The 17,727-nt window shown below is 59.0% G+C and carries 12 protein-coding genes and 1 riboswitch; of the genes, 5 read left to right on the top strand and 7 right to left on the bottom strand.

Features of this window, described 5'->3' with window-relative positions; all coding sequences use genetic code 11:
- Positions 1-2: 2 nt before the first annotated feature.
- A complete protein-coding gene (locus LF252_RS14565) occupies positions 3-1,382 on the bottom strand; it encodes an O-acetylhomoserine aminocarboxypropyltransferase/cysteine synthase family protein (RefSeq protein ID WP_226270302.1) in 1,380 nt (459 codons plus the stop codon).
- 393 nt (positions 1,383-1,775) lie between these two features.
- A riboswitch (SAM riboswitch) is annotated at positions 1,776-1,889 on the bottom strand.
- Between the two features lie 361 nt (positions 1,890-2,250).
- Positions 2,251-2,541, bottom strand: a complete 291-nt coding sequence (locus LF252_RS14560; protein WP_226270301.1) for a LysM peptidoglycan-binding domain-containing protein — start codon at positions 2,539-2,541, stop codon at positions 2,251-2,253.
- A 231-nt stretch (positions 2,542-2,772) separates the two neighbouring features.
- On the opposite strand from LF252_RS14560, the gene LF252_RS14555 reads away from it, so the two are divergent.
- Both LF252_RS14555 and LF252_RS14550 read left to right on the top strand, forming a co-directional pair.
- Positions 2,773-3,189: a lipocalin family protein gene (locus tag LF252_RS14555; RefSeq protein WP_226270300.1), complete on the top strand. Its 417-nt coding sequence runs from the start codon at positions 2,773-2,775 to the stop codon at positions 3,187-3,189.
- Positions 3,190-3,315: 126 nt separating this feature from the next.
- Positions 3,316-5,892, top strand: a complete 2,577-nt coding sequence (locus LF252_RS14550) for an erythromycin esterase family protein (RefSeq protein ID WP_226270299.1) — start codon at positions 3,316-3,318, stop codon at positions 5,890-5,892.
- A 105-nt stretch (positions 5,893-5,997) separates the two neighbouring features.
- On the opposite strand, the gene LF252_RS14545 is transcribed toward LF252_RS14550, so the two are convergent.
- Positions 5,998-7,083, bottom strand: a complete 1,086-nt coding sequence (locus tag LF252_RS14545; RefSeq protein WP_226270298.1) for a lysylphosphatidylglycerol synthase transmembrane domain-containing protein — start codon at positions 7,081-7,083, stop codon at positions 5,998-6,000.
- Positions 7,084-7,332: 249 nt separating this feature from the next.
- On the opposite strand from LF252_RS14545, the gene dxs reads away from it, so the two are divergent.
- The 3 genes from dxs (at position 7,333) to LF252_RS14530 (ending at position 10,990) form a co-directional block, all read left to right on the top strand.
- Positions 7,333-9,276: a 1-deoxy-D-xylulose-5-phosphate synthase gene (gene dxs / locus LF252_RS14540; RefSeq protein ID WP_226270297.1), complete on the top strand. Its 1,944-nt coding sequence runs from the start codon at positions 7,333-7,335 to the stop codon at positions 9,274-9,276.
- Positions 9,277-9,479: 203 nt separating this feature from the next.
- Positions 9,480-10,010 carry a YceI family protein gene (locus LF252_RS14535; protein ID WP_226270296.1) on the top strand — a complete coding sequence of 177 codons (531 nt, stop codon included), beginning with the start codon at positions 9,480-9,482 and terminating at the stop codon, positions 10,008-10,010.
- A 188-nt stretch (positions 10,011-10,198) separates the two neighbouring features.
- Complete coding sequence (locus LF252_RS14530) at positions 10,199-10,990, top strand: alpha/beta fold hydrolase (protein ID WP_226270295.1); 792 nt, start codon at positions 10,199-10,201, stop codon at positions 10,988-10,990.
- Positions 10,991-11,094: 104 nt separating this feature from the next.
- Here the strand turns inward: LF252_RS14530 and LF252_RS14525 are convergent, their stop codons facing one another.
- The 4 genes from LF252_RS14525 to LF252_RS14510 form a co-directional block, all read right to left on the bottom strand.
- Positions 11,095-13,713 carry a TonB-dependent receptor gene (locus tag LF252_RS14525; RefSeq protein ID WP_226270294.1) on the bottom strand — a complete coding sequence of 873 codons (2,619 nt, stop codon included), beginning with the start codon at positions 13,711-13,713 and terminating at the stop codon, positions 11,095-11,097.
- Between the two features lie 525 nt (positions 13,714-14,238).
- Positions 14,239-15,363 carry a TraB/GumN family protein gene (locus LF252_RS14520; RefSeq protein WP_226270293.1) on the bottom strand — a complete coding sequence of 375 codons (1,125 nt, stop codon included), beginning with the start codon at positions 15,361-15,363 and terminating at the stop codon, positions 14,239-14,241.
- A 6-nt stretch (positions 15,364-15,369) separates the two neighbouring features.
- Positions 15,370-16,518, bottom strand: coding sequence for a TonB family protein (locus LF252_RS14515; protein ID WP_226270292.1), 1,149 nt, complete (start codon positions 16,516-16,518; stop codon positions 15,370-15,372).
- A 98-nt stretch (positions 16,519-16,616) separates the two neighbouring features.
- Positions 16,617-17,615 (bottom strand): aspartate-semialdehyde dehydrogenase, encoded by a 999-nt coding sequence (locus LF252_RS14510; protein ID WP_226270291.1) that lies wholly within the window; start codon positions 17,613-17,615, stop codon positions 16,617-16,619.
- Positions 17,616-17,727: the final 112 nt, after the last annotated feature.

Below are 17,727 nucleotides of genomic sequence, written 5' to 3'. Positions count from 1 at the left end.
TGCTAGACTTCCAGCGGGGCAGCGTGTTCGGGTTCCGGCTCGGGCAGCAGGGTGCTGCCGTGCTCAGGAGTGGCGGCGTTGCGCACGGCGTCAAACGCCTGCTGCAAATCAGCCCGGATATCTTCAAAATGCTCAATGCCCAGGGACAGGCGCAGCAGCGTGGGCGTTACGCCGGCGGCGCGCTGCTCCTCCTCGGAAAGCTGCTGGTGCGTAGTGGCCGAGGGCTGAATGATGAGCGTTTTAGCGTCGCCCACGTTGGCCAGGTGGCTCACCAGCTTCAGGTTATCGATGAACTGGATGGCGGTTTCCTTGCTGCCTTTGATGGCGAAGGTGAGCACCCCGCCGTAGCCGCGCTTCAGGTATTTCTGGGCCAGCGCATGGTAGGGGCTGCTGGGCAGGCCAGGGTAGTTCACGGCTTCCACCTGCGGGTGCTGCTCCAGCCAGGTAGCAATGCGCAGGGCGTTTTCCACGGTGCGGTCAACGCGCAGGCTCAGGGTTTCCAGGCCCTGCAGCAGCAGGAAGGCATTGAAGGGGCTCTGCGAAGGACCGAAGTCACGCAGCCCTTCTACCCGGGCCCGAATGATGAAGGCAATGTTACCGAAGGGGCCATTCTTGCCGAATACGTCGTTGAACACCAGTCCGTGGTAGCCTTCCGAGGGCTCCGTAAACTGCGGGAACTTGCCGTTGCCGAAGTCGTAGGTGCCACCATCCACAATCACGCCGCCCACGCTGGTGCCGTGGCCGCCAATCCATTTCGTGGCCGATTCTACCACAATGTGGGCACCGTGCTCCAGGGGGCGGAACAGGTAGCCGCCCGCCCCGAACGTGTTATCCACAATGAGCGGTAGGTCGTGCTTTTCGGCAATGGCGGCAATGCGCTCAAAATCGGGCACGTTGAAGCCAGGGTTGCCAATGGTTTCCAGGTACAGGGCCTTGGTGTTCTCGTCAATCAGGGCCTCGAAGCTTTCGGGTTTGTCGCCGTCGGCAAAGCGCACCTCAATGCCCAGGCGCTTAAACGCCACTTTAAACTGATTATAGGTGCCGCCATACAGGAACGACGTGGACACAAAGTTGTCGCCGGCCTGCAGAATGTTGTTGAGGGCAATGAACTGCGCCGCCTGTCCCGAGGACACGGCCAGCGCAGCAACCCCACCTTCCAGAGCCGCAATGCGCTGCTCAAACACGTCGGTGGTGGGGTTCATCAGGCGAGTGTAGATGTTGCCAAACTCCTTCAGGGCAAACAGGTTGGCTCCGTGCTCGGCGTTCTTGAACACGTAGCTGGTGGTCTGGTGAATAGGCACGGCGCGGGAACCGGTTACGGGGTCGGGCTGCTGGCCGGCGTGGAGTTGCAGAGTTTCGAAGTGGAGATGCTGCGTGGACATGGTACTGCTGGTTTAGGAAGAGGTAGGGATGTAAACAGGAGGGCGAAAACCGCCGCAAAGCGCCCGTAAACCGGGCAAGAAGCCGCACCAAGGTCACGCAGCAACGCGCTGAATGTGAAAACGATAGAGGGTGCGGAGGGGCCGCCGGGTGCCGGCTGCCGGACACCCCGGCACGGCCGGAGCTACTGAAAGGGGAGGGAGGCTGCGTAGCCTAACTGGCGGCTAGCAACAGCAACAACACGCGCCGCAACAGCAGCGCATTCGCATTCGGCCGGCAGCGGCCACAGTGGCCGGGGCAACACAAACACTCCACGGCAAAGCAGCAGGCCCAAAGGCGGCTGAGGCGGTGGGGTTCAATTGGGCGAAAGCAAGGGTGTTTTCCATGGTACTCCTGAGTTATATGCCCCGCCGCCGGATGGCTGGTCGGGCAGGAATTGGCACCTTTCGCGCGGTCGAAGGTTGCCAGTGGGTCACGGAGCCTGTTCTCTCGCCACTTCTGTATAAATCCTATGAAAACTTCCCCGCCGCAAACGGGGGAGTACCGGGTTGGTGTTGCAAAGGTATAGGAGTAGATTTGATATCTGCAATAGATGAGTGAAAATAAACGAAAATATTTTTGTCTGGCCCGGTAGCCGGTTTGTTGTTTTGGTTATGGGTGCAGGTGGTTGATAATCATTAAATTGTCTTTAGGGTGAGTTTCTTGTGGTTAGGAGGGAAGCGAGCTGGGTAGCAAAAGTACAGCTGATGCGCTGGCTGCATAAGATGGGGCTGCAGGCCGTAAAGGGGGTGAAAAAATGTGCTGGCCGGGTATGGAAAAAGCCACCCTGTGAGGAGTGGCTTTTTGAATATTTTCAAGAAGTAGGTTGGCCTAGATTTTAGGCAGCGTCAGGACTTGGCCTACTTCAATCTTGTCGGGGTCGGAGCCGATTACACCTTTGTTCGCCTCGTAAATCTGGTGCCACTTGGAGCCGTCGCCGTAGTGGTTACGGGCAATTTTGGACAGCGAGTCACCGCTTACCACGGTATAGGTGTCGCCGGCGGGAGCGGAGTTTTGGTTGGCGTTGCCGAAGAAGTCGGTTGCGCCGCCAGCGGCGGGTTTGGCAGCTGGTTCAACGGGTTTTTTTTCGCCGTCGTTCGAGAGGAAATCAAACAGTCCCATAGGAGTAGAATCGTTAAGAGTGGGGAGGGGAAGCACCGACGACCGGCCGTAGCGGCCTGGCAGTCACAAGCTTCTTACGCCGTGGCGAGCAATAGGTTATAGCCCGACAATACTTAACCAGTAACCTCTACTGAAGAGCAAACATCTTGGCGGGCCAAGCCGTAAGAGGGGGAATTGCCGGCCATTGTGCCGTTGAGTTTGCCACATCCTTCACTCTATTTCACTCTCCCCATGAAAACCCTGACCTCCCCTTTCCGCCTCGTGGCCAGCCTGCTGGTACTGCTGGTACTGTTTACGGCTTCCTGCGGCAGCAAAGAAGGCAAAGTAGAAGGCGTAAATATGCTGTACGGCACCCAGAGCAAAGTCTGGAAAACCGATAAAGAGCTGAGCTCCACGGGCGACAAGGTAAAACAGACCGACGCGCAGGAAGACGAGCGAATAACCTTCTTCGCCAACGGCCAGTACAACATGACCTCGCCCACTGGTGCCGTAAATGGTAAGTACGACTTCGACCAGGCCGGCAAAAAAATTACCATGACGCCCGACGGTGCTGCCCAAAGCAACACCTTCGATGTGGTAACCCTCACCGACGATAAGCTCACGCTGAAAGCTCCTACGGGTGCTGAGCTGAAACTCGAAAAAGAATAACCCCGCTGTTAGGTTTGTATAACAGTCCAAAAACTCAAAAAAACCCTTCTGCCTCAAGCGGAAGGGTTTTTTTGATGAGTTTCATCGAACTGTGTAGCTTGCCGCCTCATACATAACGGTATTGCTATGTTTTCTATTAGAGTGCTGGCCCTTAGTGGCCTGCTGGGGCTGGCAGCAGTTTCGGCTAAAGCTCAAACGGCGGTGCTTGTCGCGGAAAACCCCCTCAGCCTGCCCACGCACCCGGTGCGCAGCATCAACCCCGCCGATACTGATTTCTCCGACCTGGAGTTTATGCGGCAGGAAATAGGGCCGGCGCGGGTGGTAATGTTGGGCGAGCCCACCCACGGCGTAGGTACGGCTACCGAGGCAAAAATCCGGCTGGTTCGCTTTCTGAAAGAGCGGATGGGCTTTACTACGGTGGCGTTTGAGAGCGGCCTGTACCCGCTGGACCGCGCCGAGCGGGAAATCCAGCGGGGCGCGCCGGTGGCGGAGGCTATCAATGCGTCGGTGTACCCGGTCTGGACGGAAACCCGGGAGTTTCAGGCGTTGCTGCCGCTGCTGGGCAAGGGCCAGTTGCACGTCGCCGGCTTCGACTCCCAAGTGGGCTGGGGCCACGATGACATGCTGGAGGAGTTGGAAACCTTCCTGAAATCCGAGAAAGGCAGCGCCGATATTGCCTACGACTACCTGGATGAGTGCATCAGCACAATGGGAGAGCATAACATTTTCCCGCCTTCGCACCAGCTGGTATTGTTCAAGATGCAGCTGGGTAAGGCGCGCAAAATCCTCGATAAAGTAGCAGCCGGCCCCGATGCCAAGCGCCGGGAGCAGGCCGAGTTCTGGCGGCAGCAAATCCGCAGCGTGCAGGCTCTGGCCCAGGATTACACTACCAACGACCCCGGCGCCAAAAATTCGGCTTCCTTCAAGGCCACCGACAGCAACGCCCGCGACGCCCAGATGGCCGATAACCTGCTGTGGTACCTGCGCCAGCACCCTCAGGAAAAAGTAATTTGCTGGGGGGCTATTGGGCACCTGTCCAATACTACGGCCGGACTGGACCAAGAGGAGTTGAAAGGATTTCGCCCGATGGGCCAGGCCGTAAAGGCCGCGCTGGGGCCGGATGCGGTGTACACGCTGAGTACGGTAGCTGGCAGCGGCACGCACGGGTTCGGGTACTGGGGTAAACATCAACCCGTTCCGGCTCCGGCTCCTGGCACGCTGGAGGCCGAACTGCTGGCCCAGGGCTCAGAATACAGCTTCGTGAGCCTGAAGCACGATGCGCCGGGCCGCCGGCTTACCACGTACGCTTTTGAGTTTACGCCAATTTCTGGCCCCTGGAGTGAGGCAATTGATGGGCTGCTTTACCTAAAAAGCATCGCCCCGCCCAAACCCGCACAGTTTATAGCCGCCGCTGCGCCCACCGAGGCAAAAGCCGCAGCAGCCCCGCCCGCTGTACTGAGCCGACAAACCACCACTGCGCGCCCGGCCGCCGGTGCGGCGGTATTGCTCAGCGGTGTAGTGCTGGACCGCAAAACCGGCGAGCCGGTTCCCTTTGCTACAGTGGCCGTGCCCGCTCGTAGTGCCGGCACCGTTACCGATGCGCAGGGCCGGTTCCGGCTGGAGGCGCGGCTGGGGGAGCTGGTGCAGGTGAGCAGCATCGGCTACGAGGCAACTACCGTATCGGCCCAGATCTCTGCAGCCCTGAGTGTACGGCTAGTGCCCGCGGCTTTTGCCTTGGCCGATGTGCGCGTGAGTGCTCAGTCGCAGGACCCAAAGCGCATCATGAAAAAGGTCATCAAGGCCATCGAGAAGAACTACGAGCAGCAGGATTATACGCAGCAGCAATACACGCGTCGGCGCGTCATAGGCTTTGATACCTTACGGCACGAACTGGAATATACTGGTCAGGAGTGGACGCCGGCCGAATATCACCATTGGGGCGGCGGCTTTCTGATGCTGGAGAAAAGGCCGGTGGTGCGTGTACAGGAAAAACGGCTGATAACCGGGAAAGACGTAGAGGCCGCTTACCACGAGGGGGGCTATGGCTTTGCTGGTGGGTATGATGCAGTCCGGGTGTCACCACTATTCAAAGCGGCTACCCTGAACAGATTTCAGCTGCAGCTAGATAGCATTGAGCAGCGGGGTGATGAAACGTTCTACGTTATCCGTTTTGTGGCCAAGCGTGCTGGTCAGCGTACTACAGGGCTAGGGTTTGTAAGCGGCTATTCAGGGAAAGTGTATGTGCGGCAGCAGGATTTTGCGGTGGTGCGCTACGAAAGTCTCTGGCAGCACGATACCGTGGAGGTAAATGCTATTGCCCACAAATACTACGGAACCACAAGTGACCTGCGGCATCATTTTCCTGCAGTATTTCAAGACCACCGGTCTACGCACGTGGTAACCTACCAAAAAGCCGGTGCTGGCCGGTACTATGCAGGTGCCAGCTTAGGCCACACGGTAAAAGTTGGACACGTATTAGGCCGCCAGCCGTTCTATTTGCAGGAAACCTGCGACGTATACTACGCCCCGCCAGCCGTTATACCCGCTGCCGAAATTCCCGATGCTAAAGCGCATCCTGAACTGCACAGCGGCGGGACCGGCATCTGGCAGGTATCTAAAGTATCCTACCACCCCGAATTCTGGCAAACCTACCAGCGCCCTGCACCTGCCGAAGCCGCCCCGACGCTGGAAGCCACCAAATAAAACGTGTCATTCTGAGCGAAGCGAGGAATCTGGATCAAGCCGTTGCTACGGTAACCTGGATTCCTCACTTCGCTCGGAATGACAGTGCATGCTTGAAATGACCGTTTAAGAGTGCATGACCTGCGCGGCTTTGGGCTTGCCGTAGATGCGCGTCACCCAGCGAGGCAGAAACACGGCCCCTAGTACCAGATACAGGTAATACGTAACGATGCGGTAAAGCAACACCATGAAGTTGGTCATGGTAGGCGTGCCGATGAACTTGCCGAAGAACGTGGGGAAAGCCCCTTCGGCAATGCCCGCGCCGCCGGGCGTAACGGCAATCAGCAGGATAACTTTGTAGGTAAGGTTGCGGCCGAAAATCAGCCAGAACTCCGACCAGCTTACGTCAATAAACGCCGCAATCAGGCAGCCGATAACCAGGTAGCGGGCCGTCCAGACAAACGCCGTGCTCAGGGCCGCCCGCAGCCAGTAGCCCCAGCCGTTGCCGCGCAACTGGGCCGAAGCCAGCACCAACTCATTACCGTGCTGGTAGGCTTTGTTGCGCCAGCGCCGTAGCCCCCGCATCGAAAACAGCCGGATAAACAGTCGCCGTACCGACTGGGGGTTCACGAAAATGGCGTACAGCATTAGCAACGCGTAGGCCGTCACGAACACATAGCTCAGAATAAACCCTACCCGCAGCGTCGCCACCAGTCCGCCCTGCAACGCCTCATGCGGGTACAGCGCATCACCCCCGATGAGTACCACCAGCGGCACCATCAGCACATAGTACAGATTGTCGAGCATGGCCGTGGCCATAATGTAGGCCACCGATTTACCCAGCGGAATGCCCTCCTTGTGCAGCAGCACCGGGGCCACGGCCGTGCCTCCCACCGCCGAGGGCAGCACGCAGGAGGAGAATTCCCAGAGCATAATCACATCCAGGGCGGCCCGCCAGCTCAGCACTTTCTCGGTGAGGTAGCGGATGCGGTATACGTAGCCGGCGTCGCGGGCTACCAGCACCACCAGCATCAGCAGCAGCCACAGCGGCTTGGCATTGGCCAGCGGGGCCAGGTCGCCGGGCTTATAGCTGCGCCAGAACATGAAGCCCACCACACCCAACCCAATCAGCACCGGCAGCACAATCCGCGAGGGGCGAAGCTTATCGAGCAGCTGCTGGTCTTCGGTCTGGGGTTGGGTGAGCTGGGGCATTGCGGGGTGGCAGTGGGTGCGGCTAAAGGTACGGATTTGCGTAGGCGGGGATATTAAAGTGCCGTTAAGGCCGCATTGTTGCTTTGCTGGTCTGCCAAACACCGCCGAATTTCGTAGCTCAACGGTTCAACCGGCCGCGCGGAAAACCCGTACCTTTGCCTGTTGTACATTTACGCGCCCGGTAGCTGCCTAACCTTTAGCAGTAGTTACCGGTTACCTGGCCAGTATTCCCTTTTCCTACCCCTGCACATGATTGTCGAACCTGGTGCCCTGCTGGCGGAAATCAACTCGCCCGATGACCTGAAAAAGCTCAGCCCCGACCAGTTGGTGCAGGTTAGTCAGGAGCTGCGGCAGTTTATCATTGATACGGTTTCCATCTACGGTGGCCATTTTGGCGCTTCACTGGGCGTAGTGGAGCTGACGGTGGCGCTGCACTACGTGTTCAACACGCCCTACGACCAGTTGGTATGGGATGTGGGCCACCAAGCGTACGGCCACAAAATCCTCACCGGCCGCCGCGACCGGTTCCCGACCAACCGTCGCTACAACGGCATGTCGGGCTTTCCCAAGCGCAGCGAAAGTGAGTACGATGCCTTTGGGGTAGGCCACAGCAGCACCAGCATCGGGGCGGCGCTGGGTATGGCCGTGGCATCTGATTATAAAGGCGAATTCGACCGTCAGCACATTGCCGTAATCGGGGATGGGGCCATGACAGCCGGTATGGCCTTCGAGGCCCTCAACCACGCCGGGGTGGAGAAATCCAACCTGCTGGTTATTCTCAACGACAACTGCATGAGCATCGACCCCAACGTGGGCGCGCTCAAGGAATACCTCACCGACATTACTACCTCCCGCACCTACAACAAGGTGCGCGACGAGCTGTGGAACGTGCTGGGCAAGCTCAGCAAGTTCGGCCCCAATCCCCAGCAGATTGCCCGCAAGGTGGAATCGGCCATGAAGGCGACCTTGCTCAAGCAAAGCAATCTGTTCGAGGCCCTGAACTTCCGCTACTTCGGCCCCGTGGACGGGCACGATGTGCAGCATCTGGCCACTATTCTGCAGGACCTCAAGAGCATTCCGGGCCCCAAGCTGCTGCACTGCGTCACGGTGAAAGGCAAGGGCTACGCGCTGGCCGAGAAGGACCAGACGCTATGGCATGCGCCCGGCCTGTTTGATAAGGTAACCGGCGAAATCCACACCAAAACCTACGATAAGCCTCAGCCACCCAAGTATCAGGACGTGTTTGGGCACACCATTGTGGAGCTGGCCGAGCAGAACGACAAAATCATGGGCGTGACGCCGGCCATGCCTTCGGGCTGCTCGCTGAACATCATGATGAAGGCCATGCCCGACCGAGCCTTTGACGTGGGTATTGCTGAGCAGCACGCCGTGACGTTCTCGGCCGGACTCGCCACCCAGGGTCTGGTGCCGTTCTGTAATATCTACTCATCCTTCATGCAGCGCGCCTACGACCAGGTGCTGCATGATGTGGCCTTGCAAAAGCTGCACGTGGTATTCTGTCTCGACCGCGCCGGTTTCGCCGGTGCCGACGGCCCCACCCACCACGGCTGCTACGACCTGGCCTATATGCGCTGCATCCCGAACATGGTGGTGTCGGCCCCGATGAACGAAGAGGAACTGCGCAACCTGATGTACACGGCCGCTCTGCCCGAAAACGCCGGCCCGTTCAGCATCCGCTACCCCCGCGGCGAAGGCGTGATGCCGGAGTGGCGCAAGCCCCTGAAGAAAATTACGGTGGGTACCGGCCGCGTGGTGCGGGAGGGGGAAGGCGTGGCGGTGCTCAGCATCGGCCACATCGGCAACTACGCCGTGAAAGCCACCCAGCAGCTCGCCGCTGAAGGCCTCGACCCCGGCCACTACGACATGCGCTTCTGTAAGCCGCTGGACGAGGAAATGCTGCACAATATTGCCCGCAAGTATAAGGCCATTGTAACGGTAGAAGACGGTTGCCTGCCCGGCGGCTTCGGCGCGGCGGTGCTGGAGTTTTTGGCCGACCACGGCTACAGCCTGCCCGTAAAGCGCCTCGGCATCCCCGACCGTATCGTGGAGCACGGCACCCAAGACGAGTTATACAAGGAGTGCGGCTTTGATGCCGCTGGTATTGCACAGGCCCTGCGCGAGATGAGCGGAAAAGTAGCCGCAACTGCTTCAGTAGAAACGGTGCTGTTGTAAGCAAAGCTAGACAGAAACAAAAAGCCCCGCTGGATTCGTCCGGCGGGGCTTTTTGTTTCTTACCAGAATCTGATTCAAAAAATAAATGATGTACATACATCATTTGTAAAATAAGTATGTACATTTGTCAGGAATTCGGCGCGGCGGTGTAGCTTGCCTGAGTTCGTATAGTGTTCAACTTCATCCCTCAACTACCTGCTGTTATGGCAACCACCAAATGGGTTCTGGACCCAATGCACTCCGAAGTACAGTTCAAAATCAAGCATCTTGTTATTTCGACAGTAACCGGCGCGTTCAAGAAGTTTGAGGGCTCGGCCGAAACCGAAGGTGACGCCTTCGACAACGCCCAGGTACGCATGAGCCTCGACGTGGACAGCATTGATACAAACCAGGAGCAGCGCGACCAGCACCTGAAGGCCGACGATTTCTTCGCCGTTGGTACCTATCCTAACATCACCTTCGAATCCACGAGCCTGACTAAATCCGGCTCCGACTATAAGCTCACCGGCAACCTCACCATCAAGGACGTAACCAAGCCCGTTACGCTGGATGTGGAGTACGGCGGCACCGCTACCGACTTTTACGGCAACACCAAGGCCGGCTTTGAAGTGAGCGGCAAAATCAACCGCAAAGACTTCGGCCTGACCTGGGAAGGCATCACCGAAGCCGGCTCTATTGTGGTGGGCGAAGACGTGAAGCTGATTGCCAGCGTGCAGTTCGCCAAGCAAGCCTAAGCAGCCACTTTACCTCCGCGCCGGGCCGCACACCTAAGGCCCGTTCAATCAGGCCGCCCGCCGCGACGAGGTTGTTTACGAAACGTCCGCTTCCTGCTGCAGGAAGCGGGCGTTTTGGCGTTAGTAGCGAGCAGTGCGGATTGGCTAAATGGGAGAAATTTGTCTAAACAGGGCAAATGCGCGTACCTATGCGTATTCTTTACCGAGCAACGCTCCAGTTCATGACCACTGCCCAGCCCACCATCCTGTTTCTCCACGGCTTTGCTGAGTCCCGGGAAGTATGGACGGAATTCACCCGCGACTTTCCCGACGGCTACCGCCTGCTCACGCTCAACCTGCCCGGCCACGGCACCAACGTGCACGATATCCGGGACTACTCCATGGAGGCCCAGGCCCGCTACGTAGCCGAGCAACTGCGCCAGAAAAACGTGGAGCGGGCTCTGCTGGTGTGCCACAGCATGGGCGGCTACGTGGCCCTGGCCTTTGCCGAGCGCTACCCCGAAATGGTAGCCGGCCTCGTGCTGTTCCACAGCACCGCCCTGCCCGATACGGCCGAGAAAAAGGCGAACCGGGAGAAGAATATGGACTTTGTGCGCCGCCACGGGGTAGAGAAGTTCATGGAGTCGTTTATCCGGCCGCTGTTTGCGCCGGCCAACCGGGAGTGCCTGTTGGAGCAGCGGGAGTTTCTGGAGGAAATTGGCAAAACTACCCCCGAAGCCACTGTGCTGGGGGCGCTGGAAGCCATGAAAAACCGCCCTGACCGCACCAAAGTGCTGAAAGAAGCCCGCTTCCCGGTGCTGTTCATTGCGGGGAAAGACGATGTGGCCGTGCCCACGGAAAGCCTACTGCCCCAACTAGCCCTACCAGCCCAAAGCCACGCCCTGCTGTTGAGCAACGTAGGCCACCTGGGTTACTTTGAGGAGCCGGAGCTTACGCGGCGGGCCGTTACAGACTTTGCTGGAGGGGTGTTTGGGCGGTAAGCAGTAAGCGTAAACTGGGTTGCGTAAACAGTAAGCTTCAAGATTGTCATGCTTCGGTTACGCCTCTGCATGACGGTCTGATAAACCATAAACGTACATAGCCGCTACGGTAGGTCCAACTCCACGCCCGCAAAAGCCAGTCGGCTTATTTGTGGGCCGCCAATCACCTGTACATTACGCGCATCGAAAGCATTGGACACGCCCGTCTGCAGCACTGCGTGCAGCTTCGGCAACTGGTAGCGTACTGAGGCATCGGTGCTGCTAAAGCTGGCTACATACCCCGCCGCAAAGGGCATTTCCTGGTAATGGCCCTGAGCCCAACGGTAATTGAGCAAATAACCAAATCGGCCCACCGTGCCCGAAGCGCCCACGTTGAACTTATGGCGCGGCGTGTTGAAATAAGTGGCCACCCCGGAAGGTATTTCGGACCGGTCCAGGGCATTGAATGAATAGTTAACCATGGGCACTACCGCGCGCCAGCCCGTGTAGCTCAGAGCCGCCGTTACCCCCTGAGTATGGAGGCGCTGGGAGCTGTTGAAATACGTGAACAGGATGCGCGTAGGCTGATTACGGTCGGAGTACGTAGGGGCGCCGGCTATAACCTGCTGCAGAGTGGGCCGGGTACCATCAAGGTTGCCCAGCAGGATTTGCGAGGCAATGAAGTTCCGGTACTCGCTGCGGTAGTAGCTGGCATCCAGGTAAAAGTTGGGGAGCACCGTGCCTCGGTACCCCACTTCCCAGGTGGTAGCCCGCTCCAGGTCCAGCGGAGCCAGGGAAACTTCAAAGCTGCTCAGATCAGGCGTGGTGCCAAAGGCCTGGCCCTGGTCGTTGGTGCCGCGGTAGCCTTGATAGCCCTTGCGCACGTTGCCCAGGAATACGGCGTATCCCAGGTCCTCGTACACATGCTGCTCAAGCTGCGAGGGGGCCCGGTAGGCCTGCCCGTAGCTGGCCCGGAAGTTATGGCGCTGGTCGGGGCCCACCGAGTACACGGCGGCGGCCCGCGGCGAAAGAGACGTATCGAAGTTGCGGAACTCATCGACCCGGGCAGCCACTGACAGCTTCAGCCGGTCGTGGAGCAGCGTCTGAATAATCTGCCCGTAGGCCCCGTATTCGTAGTTAGTAATGGCCCGGCCGGTGGTATCCGCAAACAGCTGTCCTCCGGAACTCAGGCGGTAGTGGCGGTACGCGGCCCCGGCCGTTAGCACCGTACCAAAGTCTGATACTGGCAGGCTGTATTGGGCACTAAGGTCGGTGAGGCTAGAGCCAAAGCGCTGGCGGGCCCCCCGGCCCGGCTCCGAATCGTCAATGATTTGCTGGCGTAGGCTGGCAAAGCGCGGGTTGGCTGGGGTGAGGCGGGTGGCATCGGCGGCTTGTTGGGCCGCTTGCCGGGCGGCCTCCACGCCCGCCCCGGCCTGGCGCTGGCGGGTGTACTCGGTATTGTAGGTGGAGAAATACGTTTGCACAAACGAGCGGCCGCTCCCGTCGTTGTCGGGGGCTTCCTGCAGCAGGTTGCCCAGCTGGTTAAGCTCGTAGGAGCGGTTAGCCGCATCGTGGGTGGTGTACAGACGCACGAAGCCCCGGTTACTTTTCAGCTCGGCGCGGTACTGCTGGGCCCGCAGGTCCTTCACCCGAAAGCGGCTCAGGTTCTGGTAAGTAGCCGTGGCTTGGGCCAGGCGGGCTTCGGCCGTGAGCTTGAGGTTAGGTCGCAGCAGATAGGCCACCGTACCCTGCAGCCGGAAAGAGCTGGTGTGGTCGTCGCCGGCTACCAGCTCTTTTTCCGTGAAGCCGGGCGTGTATATCGTTTGGCCGTACAATTCAGGATTGATGCCCGCGGGCAGGGCCGGATTGGGTGCGGGGGTAAACTGCACCCCGTAGTTGCCATACGAGTTAATAGGGTCGTAGCCGAGCGACGAGCCGGCGGGGTTTACGGAAGTAGCTGCCGCCGTATAGTTGCTAGCCAGCCAGTCGTGGGCCCGCAGGGCGCTGCCAGTTACTTTGAAAGCCAACCGCTCATTGATTTTGTGGGCGAAGCGAGCCTGCGCATCCAGCAAGCCGCGCTGGCCGCCGCGCAGCCGCACACCCAACCCCGGCGACACAAAAGCATCACGGGAGTTGAACAGGATAACCCCGCTCAGCGCATTGGCCCCGTAAAGCGCCGAGGCCGGCCCATGAATGATTTCCACGCTTTCAATATCCAGCTCGGGCAAGCCCAGCAGGTTGCCGGGACTCAAGCCCAACGAGGGCAGCTGCGTGTCCTGATAATCGGTGAGCTGCACCACCCGCTCCGATTTGGCCGTGTTGAAGCCCCGGGTACTCAGGCTGGTAAAGAGCATCGAAGCCGAGCTGATATCCAGCCCCTTCAGGCGGGCCAGGCTGGTGAGCACCTCGGGCGTAGCCTGCCGCTCCAAGTCAGCGCGGCTTACCTTATCCACCGTCACGGGAGCCAGCTGGATGTTCTCCTCAATCCGGGAGGCCGACATGATTACCTGGCTCACCTGCTCGGTGCGGTAGGGGAGCAGCACCCGCACCGGCGCGGCTGCATCGGCCACCAGCACTTCCTGCGTAACGTGCCCCACGTAGGCTACCACCAGCGTAAGCGGCAAAGGCTGCGGGCTGCTCTGCAGCACAAACTCCCCGCCGGCATTGGTGCTGGTGCCCACAAAGGTTCCTTTCACAAACACGGTGGCGCCGGGTAGCGGCTGCCCGTCCTCGGCAAGCACCATTCCGCTAATCAAACGCCCTACCGCCGGTATCTGCCGCTTAAGGGATGGCCGCCGTGCTATTGACGGAACGGCATCAGGGGGCGAGGCTGGCAGCAGTGCGCTGGTAGCCAGTAGAAGAGCAGAGGCAAACATAGGTGGTCAGCAGGTCGAAATCAGAGCAGGGCAGGCAGGAAATTCGGTTGGATTATCCGGAGGTTATACCGCGTAGGCAGTAGGCAAGTAACAATTTGATAATATACTGCTCGTTGTACAATTAGATTCTGTAAACCGGTGGTTTTTGTAGACTAAACGTGTTTCTGACGCGTCAAAAACGGCAGTCAGATGGATAGGGTAAATTTTTATTATTTTAATGTTCAGATAATTACTAGGTATCTGCACTAAAGTTGCACCGAACCGTTGCCCGCCTTCAACCCGGCGCACTGGAAAGCGCGTACCTAAGCCCGTTTTCAATGGAAGGTGAACCAACCCAAACCAGTACGCCCCGCTGGTTGGGGTCAGCGGGGCGTGGAAACCAGTTTGGGGCTTTTAAAACCGCAAATCTTTCTCCACAATGAACACCTGCCCGTAAGGGCGCAGGGCTTTCCAGGCGGGGTCGGAGGTGAGCAGCAGCGTGTGGGGCGTGGTGGCCACGGCCTGCAGGCTGCGCTGTTCCGCCGATGAAAACTGCCGGTTATCCGGGTACGCCTTAGGCGACCAAGCCGACTGGCAGTTCTGGTGATATGGATGGAAGCTCAGCACGCGGTACCGCTGGTTAAGAGCGTTTGCCAGCCAGGGCCCGGTGAGAGTGGTTTTATGCAACTGTGCGTGCAAGCGGCCATACTGCAGAAAGAACTTGCCCGCCGGCAGTTCCTGGTGCAGGCGCTCAAAGTTATCGGCCAGTTCACCGTCAGCGCGGTGCAGGGCGGCGGGGTTGTGCACCAGCATGGCCAAGTGGCGGTAGTCGGGGCCTAGCCAGGTCCGGGCCTCGGTCTCGTGGGCCTGCACCAGTGCCCAGGCCCGGTCCAGGATGGGGGCCATCCGCTGCCGGTCGAGGCGGTGCAACTGCATGAATTCAAATGGTTGCTGGCTTCGTAGCGTCAGGAGTTCCTGCACGGTGCTCTGTAACGCCGTGGGCACCTGCGGATGGCGGGCTACCAGGTCGCGGAGTAGGCTGGTAGTCCAGTAAGGCTCCGTGTCAATGGCTACCAGCTGGATTTTCTGGTCGGCGGGGACATTTGCGTTCAGCTGGCGCAGGTTTCTCCACAATGCCATTTCACTTCTGACTCCCAGGTGTACCGTATCGGCTGCCGTTTGTCGTAGCGAGGCAGTGGCCGAGTCCAGCCACTGCCGCTGGCCGGTTTGCACGTAGCGGTCCACGAAGTACACGTAAGTATAGCTGCCTTCCTTCACGTAGTAGCGTACCCCGGCCCGGTGGTGCAGGTAGGCAAACAGCTTGAAGTGGCGCGGCTCGTTGCCCGCAACGTTATGCGCCTCGCCCGACACAAATACTTCGTAGCGGGGCACCACTGTATCGAGCGGGGCGAAGCTGCGGAAGTCGGTGGAGTAGTCGAGCGTGAGCGGCCAGGCAGGAGCGGTGGAGGCCGGTTTCAGGGCCACGAGGCCCGCCAAGCCAATGCCGAGGCCCAAGGCGGTAAAATAAGTAACGCGCATATCAGTCTATCGGATAGAAAATGTAACGGGTACCACGTAGTATACCTGCACTGGCTTACCTTGGTGCATAGCGGGCGAGCCAGCTGGTAAGGAATTGATAACGCGCAGTGCCTCCGCATCCAACGAAGAAGCAACAGACCGGATTACCTGCGTTTGCGTTACTTGGCCCTGCTCGTTCACCACAAAATATACCAGCACTTCGCCCTCAAGCTGCTGACGCAGTGCCTCAGCCGGGTAGCGAAGCGCCTGATAAATACTGCGGGGAAACGGCTGCTTTTCCGTGGTGCCTCCTAGTATCGGCATTTGATCGGCGTAGGCATACACCGGCTCGGGTGCGGGGGTGGGTGCCGTCGGGTAGAAATCTACCGGCACCGTACGGGTAGTGGCAATGGGTTTGCCGTTCAGCATGGCCGGCATCCAGGTTGGCATGCTGGCTACGTGTTGCACAGCAGCCTGCAGCAGCACAGGGTCAGTGGTTTGGCTATGCTCAATCGGTGCCGGTGCGATAGAGAGGCGGCGCTGTGGCGTTTTCTTGGGTACAATAGCAGCTATTTGGCCCACTTTACCGCTGGCATCTACCATGAAGCGTACGTACACCCGGCCTGCTGCCTGGGTTGCGCGGCCTGCTTCCGGATATGGTACGGCACTTAGATAAGCAGACAATGCTTCAGGGCCGCCCGGGTAGCGGGCAAACTCCTGGGTCGAAGCAGAGCTAGCAGAACTGGCTTGTGCTGGCGGTGCAGCCGCTGCATTCGGGGGCAGTCGAAAAGTTACTGGCAGCGTCAGAGCTACTGGTACAGGCTTTCCTTTGTGTCGGCCGGGTTCAAAATCGGGTAGTTGTTTAATGGCGGTGGCTGCGGCCTCATTCAGCAGCGGGTGTGGCCCGTTCTGTATTTCTACATCAGCCACTTTGCCGGACGGAGCCACCACAAACTCTACCAACACCCGACCTTCCAGCTTCTGGTTTATCGCATCAGCGGGGTATACAAGCCGCTCGTTCAGCGCCTGAGCTAATCCGTCGAGGCCGCCAGGAAAGCCCGGCATTTGCTCTACCTCAGTGTATACTTTCGCGTTTTTAGAAGATGCCTGCCCGTGTACCAAGGCAGCACTGTGCAACATGGCTGCTACCAGTAGCGCCCGAATAGTATAGTTCATGAGTGGATAAGTCGGTAGTTGGTTGCTATGTTGAGGCAAAGCCGGTGTAACGGCCTGCCCCTACGTCATACATATAGACCGTAGAAGAAAGAATAAAGCTACGCCGTCAGCAGACCCATTTGCAGCATTTTTTCGGCAATCTGCACGGCGTTGGTAGCGGCGCCTTTGCGCAGGTTGTCGGCCACCACCCACATATTGAGGGTGCGGGGCTGAGTTTCGTCGCGGCGGAGGCGGCCTACCAGTACGGCGTCTTTACCGTGGGCGTCTTTGGGCATGGGGTACACGTTGTTTTTCACGTCGTCTACCACTTCCACACCTTCGGTCTGGCGCAGGATGTCGCGCACTTCGGCAAGGTCAAATTCCTCGGCAAACTCTACGTTCACGGCTTCCGAGTGGCCGCCCATGACGGGGATGCGCACGGTGGTGGCCGTCACCCGAATCTGGTCGTCGCCGAGGATTTTCTTGGTTTCGTTCACCATCTTCATTTCCTCCTTGGTGTAGCCGTTATCCTCGAACACGTCGATGTGGGGCAGAACGTTCAGGTCGATGCGGTGGGGGTAGGCGGGGTTGGTGGGCTCCTGGCCGGCACGCTCTTCCAGCATCTGGTCCACGGCTTTTTTGCCGGTGCCGGTTACGCTCTGGTAGGTACTCACCACAATGCGCTGGGCCTTGTACCGCTCGTGCAGCTTGTTGAGGGCCACCACCATCTGAATGGTGGAGCAGTTGGGGTTGGCAATGATTTTATCTTCCGGGGTCAGCTCCTTGGCGTTGATTTCGGGCACTACCAGCTTCTTGGTGGGGTCCATGCGCCAGGCCGAGGAATTGTCGATAACCACAGTGCCCACTTCGGCGAAGCGGGGGGCCTCCTGCTTGCTGATGGAGCCACCGGCCGAGAAAATGGCCACGGCCGGGCGGGCCGCAATGGCGTCGTCCATGCTCATCACCTTGTATTTCTTGCCCTGAAACTCAATTTCCTGACCCACCGATTTGGCCGAAGCCACGGGCAGCAGTTCGGTTACGGGAAACTGGCGCTCGGCCAGCACTTTCAGCATCTCGGTGCCTACCAGGCCGGTGGCACCTACTACGGCTACTTTCATGGAGTTGCGAGGTTAATCGAAGGTGCAAAGGTACGGTGGCGCGGGCATTGATTTCTCGGTATATTTCAGGCAATAACCAGGGGCGCCGCCGGCCACGAGCCGCCGCCCCAGT

The sequence above is a fragment of the Hymenobacter pini genome (genome assembly GCF_020421205.1).
Taxonomy (GTDB): Bacteria; Bacteroidota; Bacteroidia; order Cytophagales; family Hymenobacteraceae; genus Hymenobacter; species Hymenobacter pini.
Note: the sequence above shows the minus strand (reverse complement) of the source record. Positions and strands in the feature narration are given on the sequence as shown.